Annotated in this window: 15 protein-coding genes; 5 read left to right on the top strand and 10 right to left on the bottom strand. The window is 71.3% G+C overall.

The features are described 5' to 3' along the window. Window positions 1-17 precede the first annotated feature (17 nt). The 6 genes from smpB to pruA form a co-directional block, all read right to left on the bottom strand. On the bottom strand, window positions 18-497 hold the full coding sequence (gene smpB, locus GA0070621_RS28205; protein WP_091202939.1) for an SsrA-binding protein SmpB: 480 nt from the start codon (window positions 495-497) through the stop codon (window positions 18-20). A 131-nt stretch (window positions 498-628) separates the two neighbouring features. Continuing rightward, the gene (ftsX, locus tag GA0070621_RS28200) at window positions 629-1,504 is read right to left on the bottom strand and encodes a permease-like cell division protein FtsX (protein WP_091201423.1); all 876 of its coding nucleotides are present in this window, start codon (window positions 1,502-1,504) and stop codon (window positions 629-631) included. A 71-nt stretch (window positions 1,505-1,575) separates the two neighbouring features. Next, window positions 1,576-2,256 (bottom strand): cell division ATP-binding protein FtsE, encoded by a 681-nt coding sequence (gene ftsE, locus GA0070621_RS28195; protein ID WP_091201421.1) that lies wholly within the window; start codon window positions 2,254-2,256, stop codon window positions 1,576-1,578. Window positions 2,257-2,374: 118 nt separating this feature from the next. Further along, complete coding sequence (gene prfB / locus GA0070621_RS28190) at window positions 2,375-3,496, bottom strand: peptide chain release factor 2 (protein ID WP_091201419.1); 1,122 nt, start codon at window positions 3,494-3,496, stop codon at window positions 2,375-2,377. A 120-nt stretch (window positions 3,497-3,616) separates the two neighbouring features. Beyond that, window positions 3,617-4,135: a PadR family transcriptional regulator gene (locus tag GA0070621_RS28185; protein ID WP_091201417.1), complete on the bottom strand. Its 519-nt coding sequence runs from the start codon at window positions 4,133-4,135 to the stop codon at window positions 3,617-3,619. 191 nt (window positions 4,136-4,326) lie between these two features. Further along, the gene (gene pruA, locus GA0070621_RS28180) at window positions 4,327-5,955 is read right to left on the bottom strand and encodes an L-glutamate gamma-semialdehyde dehydrogenase (RefSeq protein WP_091201416.1); all 1,629 of its coding nucleotides are present in this window, start codon (window positions 5,953-5,955) and stop codon (window positions 4,327-4,329) included. Between the two features lie 438 nt (window positions 5,956-6,393). On the opposite strand from pruA, the gene GA0070621_RS28175 reads away from it, so the two are divergent. After that, window positions 6,394-7,425: a hypothetical protein gene (locus GA0070621_RS28175; protein ID WP_091201414.1), complete on the top strand. Its 1,032-nt coding sequence runs from the start codon at window positions 6,394-6,396 to the stop codon at window positions 7,423-7,425. Window positions 7,426-7,477: 52 nt separating this feature from the next. Here GA0070621_RS28175 and GA0070621_RS28170 read toward each other — a convergent pair whose 3' ends face one another. Beyond that, window positions 7,478-7,987, bottom strand: a complete 510-nt coding sequence (locus GA0070621_RS28170) for a DUF6912 family protein (protein ID WP_091201412.1) — start codon at window positions 7,985-7,987, stop codon at window positions 7,478-7,480. A gap of 227 nt (window positions 7,988-8,214) precedes the next feature. On the opposite strand from GA0070621_RS28170, the gene GA0070621_RS28165 reads away from it, so the two are divergent. Both GA0070621_RS28165 and GA0070621_RS28160 read left to right on the top strand, forming a co-directional pair. Continuing rightward, entirely contained in the window at window positions 8,215-8,442 is a 228-nt protein-coding gene (locus GA0070621_RS28165; protein ID WP_091114674.1) for a helix-turn-helix domain-containing protein, read from the top strand. 102 nt (window positions 8,443-8,544) lie between these two features. Then, entirely contained in the window at window positions 8,545-9,135 is a 591-nt protein-coding gene (locus tag GA0070621_RS28160) for an Rv3235 family protein (RefSeq protein WP_091201410.1), read from the top strand. 158 nt (window positions 9,136-9,293) lie between these two features. On the opposite strand, the gene secA is transcribed toward GA0070621_RS28160, so the two are convergent. Beyond that, on the bottom strand, window positions 9,294-12,212 hold the full coding sequence (gene secA, locus GA0070621_RS28155) for a preprotein translocase subunit SecA (protein WP_091201408.1): 2,919 nt from the start codon (window positions 12,210-12,212) through the stop codon (window positions 9,294-9,296). A 178-nt stretch (window positions 12,213-12,390) separates the two neighbouring features. Here secA and GA0070621_RS28150 point away from each other — a divergent pair, with 178 nt between their 5' ends. Beyond that, window positions 12,391-13,539: a GNAT family N-acetyltransferase gene (locus GA0070621_RS28150; protein WP_167667540.1), complete on the top strand. Its 1,149-nt coding sequence runs from the start codon at window positions 12,391-12,393 to the stop codon at window positions 13,537-13,539. Further along, on the top strand, window positions 13,536-14,717 hold the full coding sequence (locus GA0070621_RS28145) for a GNAT family N-acetyltransferase (protein WP_091201404.1): 1,182 nt from the start codon (window positions 13,536-13,538) through the stop codon (window positions 14,715-14,717). The genes GA0070621_RS28150 and GA0070621_RS28145 overlap by 4 nt, the downstream gene beginning before the upstream one ends. On the opposite strand, the gene hpf is transcribed toward GA0070621_RS28145, so the two are convergent. Next, complete coding sequence (hpf, locus tag GA0070621_RS28140) at window positions 14,684-15,367, bottom strand: ribosome hibernation-promoting factor, HPF/YfiA family (protein WP_091201402.1); 684 nt, start codon at window positions 15,365-15,367, stop codon at window positions 14,684-14,686. The two genes, GA0070621_RS28145 and hpf, sit on opposite strands and share 34 nt — an antisense overlap. A gap of 248 nt (window positions 15,368-15,615) precedes the next feature. Further along, window positions 15,616-16,317 (bottom strand): ComF family protein, encoded by a 702-nt coding sequence (locus GA0070621_RS28135; protein WP_091201399.1) that lies wholly within the window; start codon window positions 16,315-16,317, stop codon window positions 15,616-15,618. Window positions 16,318-16,319 lie beyond the last annotated feature (2 nt).

The raw sequence follows: 16,319 nt of genomic DNA, 5'->3' as shown, positions 1-16,319 counted from the left end.
CGGACAAACCGGTCGTTTCACTCATCCATCCCCTTGCCGCGCCGGCCCACCGCGCGGGTGATCTCCCGCTCGGCGTCCCGCTTGGCGAGGTCCTGGCGCTTGTCGTACGCCTTCTTACCCCGGGCCAGGCCGATCTCCACCTTCGCCCAGCCGTCGTGGAAGTAGACCTGCAACGGCACCAGAGTGAGACCGCTCTCCCGGGTCTTGCCGACCAACCGGTCGATCTCCAGCCGCTTGAGCAGCAGCTTCCGGGTCCGCCGGGGCTCATGGTTGGTCCAGGTGCCCTGCGTGTACTCCGGGATGTGCATGCCGTGCAGGTAGAGCTCGCCGTCGCGTTCCTGGGCGAACGCGTCGACCAGCGACGCCCGCCCGGCCCGCAGCGACTTGACCTCGGTGCCGGTCAGCGCCATGCCCGCCTCGTACGTGTCGAGGATGGCGTAGTCGTGGCGCGCCTTCTTGTTGGAGGCGACCACCTTGCGGCCCTTTTCCCGTGGCATCGGCGCCACCTCCCTTCCGATCGGTCCGCGACCACCGGTCACGGAGCGGGATCATGCTACCCGAACAACAAGGGCCCTCCCGCGCCGTTTATTCCGGCGTGGGAGGGCCCTCGGGAGAGCCGTCGCGGTGACTAGACCCGCAGGTAGAAGCGGAGCGTAACCCAGGCGGTGATCGCGGTGACCAGGCCGCCGATGCCGGCCATCAGCGGGAAGCTCAGGAGGATCTCGGACCAGGAGATCGGCGTGATCAAGCCCTCCAGAGCCGAGAGCGACCCGCCTCCGATGACGATCTTTCCGGCGATCAGCCCGCCCAGGGCGAGGATCGCGCCGATCAGGCCGGCGACCACGGCTTCCAGCACGAACGGCGCCTGGATGAACCAGTTGGAGGCGCCGACCAGCTTCATGACGGCGACCTCGCGCCGCTTGCTGTACGCGGCGACCTGGATGGTGTTCGCGACCAGCAGCAACGCGGCGGCGGCCATCACGACCGAGATGAACAGCGTGAAGTTCTGGATCCCGCTCAGCACGCCGAAGACCTTGTCGAGCAGCTTGCTCTGGTCGACGATCTCGTCGACCCCCTCGGTGGTCTTGTACTGGTCGTAGATGTTCTTGTACTGCTCCGGGTTGACCAGCTTGAGCCGGAACGACTCGGGCAGTTGGTCGGGCTTGACCGCGTTCACCAGATCGGGAGCGTCGGCGTACATCTTCTGGAAGCGCTCGTACGCCTGCTGCTTGTCGACGTACGTGACGCCCTTGATCAGCTGGTCCGTCTCCAGCTTGGCCTGGAGGTCGTTGCGCTGCTGCTCGTTGACGTCGGTCTTCAGGAAGATCGAGACCTCGACGTTCTCGTAGTAGAGCTCCTTCATGTCGCCGACCTTCTGGTAGAGAAGGCCGCTGAAGCCCAGCAGGAACAGCGACACCGTCATCGTGATGATCATCGCGATCGTCATCGTGACGTTGCGCCACAGCCCGACCAGTACCTCGGACAGGACGTACTTCATCCGCATCGGAAAATTCCTCCGGCTCTCCGGCGTGAGGTGTTCGTCGTCAGGATCTACGGATCGTCAGCGGGAACGGCTCAGCCGTAGACGCCACGGGCCTGGTCTCGCACGATGCGGCCGCTCTCGATCTCGATGACCCGACGGCGCATCTGGTTCACGATGTTGGAGTCGTGCGTGACCATCACGACGGTCGTGCCGGTGCGGTTGATTCGGTCCAGCAGGCGCATGATCTCGATCGACGTGTCCGGGTCCAGGTTTCCGGTGGGCTCGTCCGCCAGCAGGATCAGCGGCCGGTTCACGAACGCCCGGGCCACCGCCACCCGCTGCTGCTCACCACCGGAGAGCTCGTGGGGGTAGCGGTGCTCCTTCCCACCGAGGCCGACCAGCTCCAGCACCTCCGGCACGACCCGGCGGGCCACCGCCTTGGTCTTGCCGATCACCTCCAGGGCGAACGCCACGTTCTCGTACGCGGTGCGGTTCGGCAGCAGACGGAAGTCCTGGAAGACACAGCCGATGGAACGCCGGAAGTGGGGTCGCTTCCAGGACCGCATCGACGTGACGTCCTTGCCGTTGACGACGACCCGCCCCTTGTTGGGGGCGACCTCGTGCAGCAGCATCTTGATGATCGTGGACTTGCCGGAGCCGGAGGGACCGATGAAGAAGACGAACTCGCCCTTCTCGATCGAGACGGACACGTTGTCGAGCGAAGGCCGGGACGCCTTCGGGTACGTCTTCGTCACTTGCTCAAGCTGAATCACGGGTCGTGAGTCTACGCGGTGTAACCGGAGAGCCAAGCGCCCCGCCCCCGGGATGCGCGTCGCGTCATCGATTCAGCCGGTCAGCCAGAGATCGATGACGCGGTGCGTCCAAGAGCGATCACACACCGTCAGCGCTGAGCTGCTGCTGCTTCCGCCAGCGGATTCCCGCCTCGATGAAGCCGTCCAGCTCACCGTCGAAGACCGCGGACGGATTGCCCGTCTCCTGCTCGGTTCGCAGATCCTTCACCATCTGATACGGGTGCAGGACGTACGAGCGCATCTGGTCGCCCCAGGAGCCGGCGGCCTCGGTCTTCAGGCCCTGGAGCTTCGCCTGCTCCTCCTGGCGCTTGCGCTCCAGCAGCCGGGCCTGGAGCACCCGCAGCGCGGAGGCCTTGTTCTGCAGCTGCGACTTCTCGTTCTGGCAGGTGACCACGATGCCGGTCGGGATGTGGGTGATCCGGACGGCCGAGTCGGTGGTGTTGACGCTCTGCCCACCGGGGCCCGAGGAGCGGTAGACGTCGATCCGCATCTCGTTCTCGGGGATCTCGATGTGGTCGGTCTGCTCGACGACCGGCAGCACCTCGACGCCGGCGAAGCTGGTCTGCCGCCGGCCCTGGTTGTCGAACGGGCTGATCCGCACCAGCCGGTGCGTGCCGGACTCGACGCTGAGCGTGCCGTACGCGTAGGGCACCTTGACCGTGAAGGTGGTGGACTTGAGGCCCGCCTCCTCGGCGTACGACGTCTCGTAGACCTCGGTCGGGTAGCCGTGCCGCTCGGCCCAGCGCAGGTACATCCGCAGCAGCATCTCGGCGAAGTCCGCCGCGTCCACGCCGCCGGCGCCGGCCCGGATGGCGACCAGCGCCTCCCGGGAGTCGTACTCGCCGGAGAGCAGGGTGCGGACCTCCATCTCCTGGATGGCCTTGGTCAGCCCGACGACCTCCGACTCGACCTCGGCGAGGGCGCCCGGGTCGGACTCGTCCTGGGCGAGCTCCAGCAGCACCCCGGCGTCGTCGAGCCGGGAGCGGAGGTTGCCGAGCTTGGTGATCTCGCCGTTGACGTACGACAGCTGCGACGTCACCTGCTGCGCCTTGGCCTGGTCGTCCCAGAGGTCGGGCGCGGAGGCCTCCTGCTCCAGGCGGGCCTTCTGCTGGCGCAGCTTGTCGAGGTCGAGCACCGCCTCGATGTTGCGCAGGGTGGCGTCGAGTTCCTTGAGCTGTTCGGCGTAATCGGCAGCGGTCACGACAGACAAGCGTACTGCGCGGGCGAGGAGTGAGCTTGCGAGCCCCGCAGTCCCGCGCAAAAGTCAGCACCGCGCGGGCGAGGAGCGAGCCTACGAGCCCCCGCGGTCACCGGCGAGGAGTCACCCGCCTGCCGGAGCGGCCTTGAGCCAGGACAGGGCCGCCCGATGGTAGGCGACGGCGAACTCCAACGCGCTGGCGTCGTAGTTGTCGCCTTCCTTCTTGGCGTTCTTGACCTGCTCGCGCGCCGCCGCGAGGGCTTCGGTGTGGTATTCGTTCGCCGTGGTGTACAGGGTCTTGAGCTGAGTCGCCGAGTGCAGGCTGCCGAAGGCGATCCGCAACGCCACCGGGTTACGGATCGTGTCCTTGCCGGGGTTCTCGGCCAGCCAGCGGGAAAATGTCCGTTTTCCCGCCGCCGTGATCGCGTACGGCTGACTCATCCGCGGCCCGGGCTTGCCGAGTCGCACCATGCCCTTCTCGGCCAGCACCGGAAGCTCCCGGTAGACCTGACTGCGGGTCATCGACCAGTACGGCGCCAGTCGGCGCTCAGCGGCGGCCATCAGCTGGCCGCCTGTCATCGGTCCCTCGTGCAGCAGCCCCAGCAGGGCCGCCGCTGTCGGGTTGACTCCGGTTTCCGCCATGCCCTCTAAGCTGCCACTTTGCCCGACCCGGCGTCCAGGATTTGCCATTTTCGGCGCCGGTTGGGTCGTCCGATGTGCACTGTCGGTGGACGACAGTCCGCCGGGGACGTCGGCGCGTCGCCCGTCCGTCACCAGTGGTGACCGCCGGGCCGCCGGTGACGCTCCGCGCGCCACCGGCGGCCGTCGCCGGTTCAGCCCATGTGGGGGTACGTGTGGTCGGTCGGCGGGACGAAGGTCTCCTTGATCGTCCGCGGCGACATCCAGCGGACCAGGTTGTGCCAGGAGCCCGCCTTGTCGTTGGTGCCGCTGGCCCGGGCCCCGCCGAACGGCTGCTGCCCGACCACCGCGCCGGTCGGCTTGTCGTTGATGTAGAAGTTGCCGGCCGCGTACCGCATCTTCTCGGCCACCTGGTCGACCACCCGGCGGTCGGTCGCGAAGATCGACCCGGTCAGCGCGTACGGCGCGATCGACTCGGCCTGCGCCACCACGTCGTCGAAGCGGGCGTCGTCGAAGACGTGCACCCCGAGGATCGGCCCGAAGTACTCGGTGGTGAAGGTCTCGTGGGCGGCGTCGGAGCACTCGAACAGGGTCGGCCGGACGAAGTAGCCGACCGAGTCGTCGGCGGTGCCGCCGGCCAGGACCGTGCAGCTGTCGTCGCCCTTGATCAGCTCCAGCGCGGCGGTGTGCCGGCCGAACGCCTTGTCGTCGATGACCGCACCACCGAAGTTGCGGAAGTCGGTCACGTCGCCGTACGTCAGCGAGTCGGCGGTGGCGGCCAGCCGGTCGCGCAGCCCACCCTCCCAGATCGACCGCGGGACGTACGCCCGGGACGCGGCCGAGCACTTCTGCCCCTGGTATTCGTAGGCGCCCCGGATCAGCGCGGTGTGCAGGGCGTCCACGTCGGCGCTGGGGTGCGCGACCACGAAGTCCTTGCCGCCGGTCTCGCCGACCAGGCGCGGGTAGCCCCGGTAGCGGGCGATGTTCTCGCCGACGGTCCGCCACAGGTGCTGGAACACCTTGGTCGAGCCGGTGAAGTGGATGCCGGCCAGGTCCGGGTCGGCGAGCACGACGTCGGAGACCTCCTCGCCACGCCCGGTGACCATGTTGATCACGCCGGGCGGCAGGCCGGCGGCCTCGAACAGCCGCATCGTGAAGTGCGCGGCGAACTGCTGGGTCGGGCCCGGCTTCCAGACCACGGTGTTGCCGAGCAGGGCCGGCGTCGAGGGCAGGTTGCCGGCGATGGCGGTGAAGTTGAAGGGGGTGACCGCGTAGACGAAGCCTTCGAGGGGGCGGTGGTCGAAGCGGTTCCACACGCCCGGCGAGGACATCGGCTGCTCGGCCAGCAGCTTGCGGGCGAAGTACACGTTGAACCGCAGGAAGTCGATGAACTCGCAGGCCGCGTCGATCTCGGCCTGGACGGCCGTCTTGGACTGGCCGAGCATCGTGGCCGCGTTGAGGGTGTCCCGCCAGGGGCCGGCGAGCAGGTCGGCGGCGCGCAGGAAGATCGCGGCGCGCTCCTCGAACGGCAGCGCCCGCCACATCGGGGCGGCGTCCTTGGCGGCCCTGACCGCGGCCCGGGCGTCGTCGTGGTTGGCGTGCCCGGTGACGCCGAGCACGTGCGCGTGCTTGTGCGGCTGGACCACGTTGATCGGCTCGCCGCCGGCCATCCGCTGCTCGCCGGCGATGGTCATCGGCAGCTCGATCTGCTCCGCGGCCAGTTCGACCAGCCGCCGCTGGAGCCGCTCCCGGTCGGGGCTGCCGGGCTCGTAGGCGTGGACCGGCTCGTTGCGCGGCTCGGGTACGGAGAACACGGCGTCCATCACGGCTCCTGTGCGATCTCGACAGCGGTGGCGAAACCGGACCCGCGGCACCGGCCGGGCGGCCGGGTGCCGGGCACCGCGCGGCGGACCGGTCGCGGCGGCGGGACCTGGGCCGATTCTTTCATGCGGCACCGCCGACCCACCCCTGCCGCCCCTCGTCCGGCCGCTCCCGCCCGGCTGACCCGGCGAGGACCGGGACACACCCGCATACACCGGACCGTAGGCAGGAACCGACCCTGATCAAACGAACCCTCAGCGATATTCGCCTTTCACCTGCGATCCGTCAGCAGGTCGAATCGCCCACCGCCGCCGCCGGCTGCCGGTGCCGGGACCCGCGAGGCGGGTTCGGAGCGGCGCCCACGGCGGCGCGTACGCTGGATGGCCGGTGACCTCCCCGGGCCGTGTCGCGGCCGTCCGGCGTCCGTCGAAGGGAAGACGATGAGCAAGCAGCCCGGCAGCTCCACGGCCGCGGAGCCGGACCAGCCCGAGGCCGCCCCCGAGGCCCCGGAGCAGCCGACACCCGCCCCGGCCGACGAGGCGGCCCCGACGCCGGAGGACGCCGGGCGGCCGGCGTACGTCCCCGGCGCGGTGGTGCTGGCGCTGGTGGCGGTCGGCTGGCTCGCCGCGATGCTCTGGTCCACCCGGGCGGCGATCAACAGCGCCGCGGCCGGCGTCACCGCGATCAGCCTCTCCGCGTACGCCTTGCCCGGCGTCATCACCGCCGCGCTGGTCGCCGGGGCCGCGGTCGCCCTGGTGGCGACCAACCCGCTCGGCCGGACCACCCTGCGCTTCCTCGCCGCCGTCGGCACCGGCCTGCTGGTCGGGCTCGCCGCCGCCGTGGCCACCAACCTGACGTACGCCGACAACGCGACCACCAACACCATCGCCGGCACCACCGCCGCGGCGGCCATCATCGGCGGCGCGATGGCCGGCGCCCGCAACGCCCGGGTGGTGGGCGGCCTGGCCGCCGCCACGCTGGCCGCGCAGGTCTTCGTGGTGCTGTTCAGCCGCGTCCGGGATCCGCTGTCCGACCTGTTCGGGGCCGGGGACACCCAGCAGTCGATGCTCGACGCCGCCAAGTGGGTGTCCCGGACGGAGTCGCTGCTCGCCGGGTTGATCGCCGGAGTGGTGGCCTTCGGCTACCTGACCTGGGCCCGCCGCCGCGCCGCCCACCGGGGCGGGTCGGCGCTGCGCTGGCCGGCGTACCTGATCGCCGGGGCCGGGCCGGGCCTGCTCCTGCTGCTCACCGAGGTGATCATCCGGATCGGCGGGCGCGGCCTGCTGGACCTTGCCGCCGCCCTCAGCGAGGCGGACCAGGTGGCGCAGACGGCGCTGGGCACCTCGCGGATCGACAATGCCATCTGGGTGCTGTTCGTCGGAGCGCTCGCCGCGCTCGTCGCGTTCGGCCGCACGCTCGGCCCGCGTCCCGCTCTCGACGAGGACGAGCCGGCCGAGGAGGCCACCGCCTGACCCGTGTGGGCGGGCGGCCGGCGCCGGCCCCGGGTGCCCGCCGCCCGACCGGTCAGGAGACCTCGCGCAGCAGCAGGTCCAGCTCGGTCGCGTCGTACCACTCCAGTTCGTGGTCCTCGGCCCCGTCGACGGTGAACTGGGCGTCCGGGTCGCCGGCCCGGGCCTCGGCGATCACCTCGGCCGACGCCGCCACGTCGTCGATCGCCTCCGCCCCGTCCACGTGGATCGCGGCCACCGTGGCCACCGGCACCGGTCCGGCCAACCGGACGACGCTGGAGCCGAGTTCTCCGTCGACCCGGCCGACCGAGGACGCCGGCAGGTCCGCGGAGACGACCACCCGTCGCCGGGGTGCGGCCGGGTCGGCCCGCAGCAACAGCAGCGCGTCCTGGGCGGCCCGGGTGAAGGCGACGTACTCCAGTTCCTCCTCGTCGCCCTCGGCGTACCACTCGCGCAGCTCCGGGGTGACCGCGTGCGCCTCGTCGACCGCGAGTCCCTGCTCGCGCAGCCGCGCCAGCATCGGGACGGTCGCCGGCACGTACACCCGGACAAGCTCGTCGGCCACCGGTCTCTCCCCTGCTCAGGCCCGACCGGCGGAAGCCGGCTCCGGGCGCCGATCATGCCGTACGCCGAGACCGTCATACACCCCGCACCCGCCGGGGAGAAGTTCCCCACCGGTGTGTCCCGATCCGGATCACCTGTGTCCCGTTCCGGATCGCCCCGACGGAGGCTGGGGGCGCGACGGTGACCGGTGGCAAACTTAGGCAAACGAAGCCGACCCGGGGAGTCACCGTGGAGCCGAGGTTCCTGCTGCTGTCCGACGTGGCCGCCGAGCTCAACGTCTCGGACTCGCAGGTCTACCACATGGTACGGAGCGGAGAGTTGCCCGCGATCAAGATCGGCGGCCGTGGGCAGTGGCGGGTGGAACGCGCCCGGCTGGAGGAGTACATCCAGCGCAAGTACGCGGAGACCGCCGAGTGGGTACGCGACAACCCACTCGCCGACCGCGACCCGGAGTGACCGCCCGATGCCGTAGCGGCATTGACGACAGGCGTTGCCCTGCCTAAGAATGAGACCCTGTCGGAGGCAAACGAAGGCAAACGCAACGAACAGGGGTTGAGGATGACCGACACCCGCCGCCCGCTCGCACCGCGTCCCCCGGTCCGCCTCCGCCCCGCCCCGCCGATCGACCCGCCCTGCGTCGACGAGGGCTCACCCTGGGGTGATGTCGATCAGCTCACCCTCGACCTGTTCGGCTCTCGCCGCCGCGACTCCGGCCGACCCGCCGGCCGCCCCGTGGACATCCGGCCGGCACCGACCGGGCCGGGGCGGCGTACCGGCGGCTCACCGGCAACCGCCCTGGTCACCGCGACCCCCGAGGCCACCCGGGCCGCCTTCCGCTTCGTCCGTACCTTCCTGGAGATCGTCAACGGCTACCGTCCGCCCGGGCAGCTCCGGCCGCTCTGCGTGCCCGACGCCGGGACCCGGGTGGCCACCGAGCTGGCCAGGGCCGCCCGCCGGGTCGGCCCCGTACGCCGCCGTTCCGCCCGACCGGTCCTCCAGCTCCGCCGGCTGCGCGTGTGCGAACCCCGCGCGGGCGCGGTCGAGGCCGCCGCCGTACTCGCCGGCACCGGAGGTGCCAGCTGGGCGATCGCCCTACGCCTGGAACACCGCCGCGCCGCCTGGCTCTGCACCACCCTCGACGTCCTCTGACGGGCGCCAGCACCGCCGCACATCGCGGCATCCGGCGGCCCGGACACCCACCTGCCCGGGCCGGGTGGGTCATCAACCACGAGCCGGTGTCAGGGCCGGGACGCGGACGGGCCCCGGCCATGTCCGGCCGGGGCCCGTCGTCGCTGGTGCGGGTGGGGTCAGTTGCCCCCGTTGGGTGCGCCGTGGCACCGCTTGTACTTGCGGCCGGAGCCGCACGGGCAGGGCGCGTTGCGGGACGGACCCTCACCGGCGTCCACCTGGCCCGGGGAGGCCCGGCGGGCGGTGCTGGCCGCGACCGCCTGGCCGCTCATCCCGGCGGCCGCCGGGCGCCGGGAGTTGCCCGACGGGGACGGGGCGGCGGGGCGGGCGGTGCTGTCCGGGTTGCCGATGCCCAGGGCGGGTGCCTGCGCGTCGGCCCGCTCGATCGCCGGCGCACCCCGCCCGGCCTCGCCGTCGATGGCGGGCGCGGAGTATTGCAGGCCCTGCTGCTGCGGCGCGCGGTTGAGGCCCTTGGCGCGGATCTCCACCGGCTTCTCCAGCAGCTGCACCTCCTCGGCCTCCGGCTCGGGCTCCTCGACCTGCACCTCCAGGTTGTAGAGGAAGCCGACCGTCTCCTCCTTGATGCCGTCCATCATGGTGGCGAACATGTCGAAGCCCTCGCGCTGGTACTCGATGACCGGGTCGCGCTGGGCGTACGCCCGCAGGCTGATGCCCTCCTGGAGGTAGTCCATCTCGTAGAGGTGCTCGCGCCACTTGCGGTCGATCACCTGGAGCAGGACCATCCGCTCGAGCTGGCGAACCGCCTCCTCGCCGAGCTGCTCCTCGCGCCGGTCGTACGCGCCGTTCGCGTCCTCCTTGAGGCGGGCGAGCAGGAAGTCCTGGTCCATGCCGGCCCGGGAGCCCAGCTCCTCCTCCAGCTCGTCGACGGTGATGCCCACCGGGTAGAGCTGCTTGAGGCTGGACCAGAGCTGGTCGAGGTCCCAGTCCTCGGCGTAACCCTCGCTGGTGGCGCCGACCACGTACGCGGTCACCACGTCGTCGATCATGTTGCGGACCTGGTCGGAGAGGTCCTCGCCGTTGAGCACCCGGAGGCGCTCGGCGTAGATCACCTGGCGCTGCTTGTTCATCACCTCGTCGTACTTGAGGACGTTCTTCCGGATCTCGGCGTTCTGGCCCTCGATCTGGGCCTGCGCGCTCTTGATCTGGCGGGTGACCATCTTCGACTCGATGGGCACGTCCTCCGGGATGTTGAAGCGCTCCATCACCGCCTCGACGGCGCCGGCCCGGAAGCGCCGCATCAGCTCGTCCTGCAGGGAGAGGTAGAACCGGGACTCGCCCGGGTCACCCTGCCGGCCGGCGCGACCGCGGAGCTGGTTGTCGATCCGGCGGGACTCGTGCCGCTCGGTGCCCAGCACGTAGAGGCCACCGGCGGCGGCGACCTCCTCGGCCTCGTTGTCGCAGGCCTGCTTCCAGGTGGGCAGGACCTCCTCCATCGCCTTGGCGTACTCCTCCGGCTGCTCGACCGGGTCGAGGCCGCGCTGGCGCAGCTCGCTGGCGGCGAGGAACTCGGCGTTGCCGCCGAGCAGGATGTCCGTACCACGGCCGGCCATGTTGGTGGCGACGGTGACCGCACCCTTGCGCCCGGCCTGGGCGACGATCTCCGCCTCCTTGGCGTGGAACTTCGCGTTCAGCACCGAGTGCGGGATGCCGCGGCGGCGCAGCAACTGGGAGAGGATCTCGGAGTTCTCCACCGAGACCGTGCCGACCAGCACCGGCTGGCCCTGCTCGTGCCGCTCGGCGATGTCCTCGACCACGGCGTTGAACTTGGCCTTCTCGGTCTTGTAGATGACGTCCGGGCGGTCGAGGCGGACCATCGGCCGGTGCGTCGGGATGGTCACCACGCCGACCTTGTAGACCTTGTTGAACTCGCCCGCCTCGGTCTGGGCGGTACCGGTCATGCCGGAGAGCTTCTCGTAGAGCCGGAAGTAGTTCTGGAGGGTGATGGTGGCCAGGGTCTGGTTCTCCTGCTTGATCTCCACCCCCTCCTTGGCCTCGATCGCCTGGTGCATGCCCTCGTTGTAGCGGCGGCCGTGCAGGATGCGACCGGTGAACTCGTCGACGATCAGGACCTCGCCCTCGTTGACGATGTAGTCCTTGTCGCGCTTGTAGAGCTCCTTGGCCTTGATCGCGTTGTTGAGGTAGCCGACCAGCGGGGTGTTGACCGACTCGTAGAGGTTGTCGATGCCGAGCCGGTCCTCGACCTTGGCCACGCCGCGCTCGGTGATGGCGATGGTGCGCTTGGAGTAGTCGACCTCGTAGTCGCCCTCGCCGTCGGTGCCGGGCTGGAGGCGGGCCACCACGCCGGCGAACTCCTGGTACCAGCGGGCGGAGTGCTCGGCCGGGCCGGAGATGATCAGCGGGGTCCGGGCCTCGTCGATGAGGATCGAGTCGACCTCGTCGACCACCGAGAAGAAGTGACCGCGCTGGACCAGCTCGTCCCGCGACCAGGCCATGTTGTCGCGCAGGTAGTCGAAGCCGAACTCGTTGTTGGTGCCGTAGGTGATGTCGCACTCGTACGCGGCCCGGTGCTCGCTGGCCGGCCGGTTGGGCAGCACCACGCCCACGGTGAGGCCGAGGAACTCGTGCACCCGGCCCATCCACGCGGCGTCGCGCTCGGCCAGGTAGTCGTTCACCGTGATCACGTGCACGCCCTTGCCGGCGAGCGCGTTGAGGTAGACCGGCATGACCGAGGTCAGGGTCTTGCCCTCACCGGTCTTCATCTCGGCGATGTTGCCGAAGTGCAGCGCCGCGCCGCCCATCACCTGAACGTCGTAGGGCCGCTGGCCGAGCACCCGCGAGGCGGCCTCCCGGCACACCGCGAACGCCTCGGGCAGCAGGTCGTCGAGGGTCTCCCCGTCGGCGAGCCGCTCCTTGAACTGGTCGGTCATGGCGCGCAGATCATCGTCGGTGAGGTTGACGTAGTCGTCCTCGATCGAATTGACGGCGGCGGCGATGGCCTTGAGCCGACGCACCATGCGACCCTCGCCGGCGCGAAGGACCTTTTCCAGAATCGACACGGATCAACGCTCCCCTAGACGGTCTCGAACCATCGTAGGCGCTCCATCGGGGTGATGGTCAGTGGTGCCGGCGGTCCGGCCCGATGAACCCGACATAACACCCTTCCGGCGCGGCGGCTGGCGCTAATCGGGTTACGCCCATCGCGAACGATCCGGCACGATGGCTCGGGTGGAGCCCGTGGAGATCATCGAAGACGGACTGCTGCTACGACCCTGGCGGGCGGAGGACGCCGACGCGGTCCACCGCGCCTGCCAGGACCCGGACATCCAGCGCTGGACCACCGTACCCCGCCCGTACCGGCCCGAACACGCAGTCGACTTCGTCACCGGGAGCAGCCCCGCGGCCTGGGCAAACGGCAGCGGGGCGGAGTTCGCGGTGTGCGACGCCGCGACCGGCGAACTGCTGGCCTCCTGCGGGCTGGTCTCGATCGACCCCGGCCTGGGCAGCGCGGAGATCGGCTACTGGACCGCGCCGTGGGCGCGGGGCCGGGGCGTCGCGGTCCGGGCCACCCGGGCGATCGCCCGCTGGGCCTTCGACGTTGCCAAGTTGCGTCGCCTGATCTGGCAGGCCGAGATCGGCAACCACGCCTCCCGGCTGGTCGCGCTCCGCGCCGGCTTCCGGATCGAGGGCGAACTGCGGCTCGCCCAGCCGGCGGTCGGCGGACGCCGGGAGGGCTGGCTCGGCTCGCTGCTCCCCGGCGAGGTGCCCGCGCCCGACGAACCGGGTCCCGCCGGCCCGGACACCCTGGCGGCCCGCCGGGCCGCCGTGTTCGGCCGCCCACAGCCCGTCCTGTTCGCCACCAGCGGCACCACGGAACTGCGGCTGCGGCCGATGGAGGAGCGCGACCTGGACGCGGTCGTGGCCACCTGCCAGGACGAGCAGACCGTGCGCTGGACCACCGTGCCGCACCCCTACCACCGGGAACACGCCGAGGGCTTCCTGCGGGACGTGACCCAGGCGGCCTGGGCCCGGGGCACCGGCGCCTCCTACGCCGTCGCGGACCCCGACGGTCGCTACGTCGCCTCGATCGACCTGCGCATCTCGCCCAGCGACCCACTGGTCGCCGACGTGGGTTTCATGACCGCGCCGTCCGCCCGGGGCCGGGGCTACCTGCCGGCCGCGCTGACCGCGCTCTGCGCCTGGGGGTTCACCACGCTCGGCCTGGCCCGGATCGAGTGGCGGGCCAACGTGGGCAACACCGCCTCCCGCCGGGCGGCCGAGAAGGCGGGATTCGTCGTCGAGGGCACCCTCCGCGGCGGCGTCCAACACCGGGCCGAACGACAGGACGTCTGGGTGGGCGCGCTGCTCCCCGAGGACCTGGCGTGACGCCGAAGACGATCGAGGCGTACGGGGTGCGGCTGCGGCCGTCCCACCTCGACGACGTCGCGGACACCGTGGCCGGCTGCGCGGATCCGGTCACCCAGCGGGGCATCTCCGGCCTGCCGGACCCGTACACCGAGGAGAGCGCCCGGTGGTGGATCACTGAGGGCGCGCCCGCGGCCTGGGCCACCGGCGGCGCCGCGTACGCGATCGCGGACCCCGCCACCGACCGGCTGCTCGGCAGCATCGGCCTCAGCCAACCGGTGCCGACCCGCGACCAATGGGAGATCGGCTACTGGGTGGCGCCGTGGGCGCGCGGTCGGGGCGTGGCCACCGCGGCCACCCGCGCCCTCGCGGAGCACGCCTTCGCCGCCGGCTGCGCCCGCCTGGAACTGCTCACCAACGAGGAGAACACCGCCAGCCAGCGGGTCGCCCTGGCCGCCGGCTTCCGGCACGAGGGGGTACGCCGGTCGGCCAACCCGAGCCGAGGAGGTGGCCGGCACGACCTGATCGCCTGGGTACGCCTCGCCGACGACCCGCCCGGTCCGGCCGACCGGCCGCTGCCCGACCTGCCGGACGGTCGGCTCACCGACGGCGTGGTGACCCTGCGCCGGGTCGCCCCCGGCGACACGGACGCGCTGCACCGGCTGCACACCCTGCCCGAGGTGGTGGCGAACCGGGTGCCGCCGGTCCCACCGACCCGGGAGTCGATCGAGCGACGCTGCCGTCTGGCGGAGAGCCACTGGCTGGCCGGCCGCTCGGCCGACCTCGTGATCCTGCACGCGGCGTCCGGCACGACGGCCGGAGGCTGTGCGCTGGTGTACGACGAGCCGGCCACCGGCCAGGCCATGCTCGGTTGCAGCATGCTGCCCGAGGCGCGCGGCCGGGGGCTGACCACCCGGGCGATGCGGCTCGTCGCCGGTTGGGCGTTCGACATCGGCCTGGCCCGGCTCTGGGCCGGCACCCGCCCCGAGAACGTCGCCGCCCAGCGGGTGCTGGAGAAGATCGGCTTCCGGCGTGAGGGGCTGCTGCGCGGCCGGCGCCCCGGCCCGGACGGCACCCGCACCGACTCGGTCCTCTTCGGCCTGCTCGCGTCGGACCTGCCGGGTGGGCAGGGGCCCCGCGTCAGCGGGGCCCCTGGCACTCGTGGTCAGAACGTGGTGTCGAGCGAGATGATCCCGTAGTCGTAGGCGTGCCGGCGGTAGACCACGCTCGGGCGGCCGGACTCCTTGTCCTGGAACAGGTAGAAGTCGTGGCCGACCAGTTCCATCTGGAACAGCGCGTCGTCGACGGTCATCGGCTCCGCCGGGTGCACCTTCGCGCGGGCGATGTGCCACGGCTGGTCGTCGTCGTACACCTCGTCGCCGCCATCGTCCGGTCGTTCGGCGACCAGGGTGGCCTCGTCCGGTCGTTCGGCGACCGCGGTGGCCGAACGCGCGCCGTTCAGCGCGGCCAGCCCCGGACCGTCGAGGTCGACGACCGGCAGGCCGGCGGTGGCGGCGGAGACGGAGAGCGGCGCGTGCCGCCCGCGATGCACCCGACGCCGGTCGGCCGCCCGGCGGAACCGGGTGTCCAGCTTGGCGATGGCCGCGTCCAGCGCGCTGTAGAAATCACTCGTGCATGCCTCGGCCCGGACCACCGGGCCCCGCGACACGCAGGTTATCTCCACCCGCTGACAGTGATCGGCCTGGCGCGGATTGCGCTCGTGGAACAACTCGACGTCCACGCGAATGAGTTTGTGGTCGTAGCGTTCGATCTTCGCGAGCTTTTCTGCTACGTGCACCCGGTAATGGTCCGGCACCTCGACGTTACGGCCCTTGACCACGATGTCCACGTGACCTCCCTTGTTCGGACGGTCGTTGATCCGGTCCTCGGCCGACGCGCCACTGGGAGCATCCCGCTCGGCGTCGACCGGTTGGTACGGCTACGCCTCCCTTCCCACGCCGGGAGTGGCTGGAAAAACTCCTACCCCCGACACAAGAACGCTAACTCCTGTTCCCTCGGCAGTCACCCCTCGTTGTCGAAACTGCCCTCGAACTCCCACAGCTCATACACCAAGGGGTGAAACGGAAACACGAAGCGTCACCGCAAGGGTCGCTTTTGCGTTGCGGCGAGCACCGCCGCGGCCTTTGGCGTCATTCCCACAGAGCGCAAGATGCGGCTCACCGCCGCCAACGTCGCCCCGGTGGTGACGATGTCGTCGAGCAACACCACCGGCCCGGCCACCGGGACCCCGTCGGCCCCGCGCAGCCGGAACGCCGCCTCGGCCGCAGCGGCCCGCCCGGCGCTGTCCAACACCACCGAGTCCGGCCGGGGCAGCGCCCGCAACGGCCGCAGCACGCGTACCGACCAGCCGGCCGCCCGCAGCCGGCCCGCCGCGTGGCGGGTCAACCGGCCCAGATGGTCGCCGTAACGGGCCCGCGCCGCCCGCGCGGTGTCCGGCACCGGCACCAGGTTCACCGACCGGGCCGGTCCCACCGCCGCGGCCACCACCTCGGCGAGCAACGCCCCCAGCGGCCGGGCCAACCCGTGCCGGCCCCGCTCCTTGTACGCCAGCAGCCCCTCCCGCAGCGCGCCCCCGTACGGCCCGAGAGCGACGCAGGGCGGCAGGTCGGGCGGGGCCGGGGTGGGGCGGGTCGGCGCGGGCCGCAGCGCCTCCAGCTCACCGACGCAGCGCGGGCAGAAGCCGTGGGTCAGGCCCGGGACCCGCTCGGCACAACCGGCGCACCCGGCCGGCAGCACCAGATCCGTCAGATCCGACCAGAGTCCGCCCAGCCCCCGCACCG

Source organism: Micromonospora narathiwatensis (assembly GCF_900089605.1).
Classification (GTDB): domain Bacteria; phylum Actinomycetota; class Actinomycetes; order Mycobacteriales; family Micromonosporaceae; genus Micromonospora; species Micromonospora narathiwatensis.
The sequence above is the reverse complement of the archived record's forward strand: the minus strand, read 5'-3'. Positions and strand labels throughout refer to the sequence as shown.

What these genes read in the sequence shown, in the direction of transcription:
- smpB (WP_091202939.1), bottom strand. Translation starts at nt 497, where the DNA reads ATGCCACGGGAAAAGGGCCGCAAGGTGGTCGCCTCCAACAAGAAGGCG.
- ftsX (WP_091201423.1), bottom strand. Translation starts at nt 1,504, where the DNA reads ATGCGGATGAAGTACGTCCTGTCCGAGGTACTGGTCGGGCTGTGGCGC.
- GA0070621_RS28185 (WP_091201417.1), bottom strand. Translation starts at nt 4,135, where the DNA reads ATGGCGGAAACCGGAGTCAACCCGACAGCGGCGGCCCTGCTGGGGCTG.
- pruA (WP_091201416.1), bottom strand. Translation starts at nt 5,955, where the DNA reads ATGGACGCCGTGTTCTCCGTACCCGAGCCGCGCAACGAGCCGGTCCAC.
- GA0070621_RS28175 (WP_091201414.1), top strand. Translation starts at nt 6,394, where the DNA reads ATGAGCAAGCAGCCCGGCAGCTCCACGGCCGCGGAGCCGGACCAGCCC.
- GA0070621_RS28160 (WP_091201410.1), top strand. Translation starts at nt 8,545, where the DNA reads ATGACCGACACCCGCCGCCCGCTCGCACCGCGTCCCCCGGTCCGCCTC.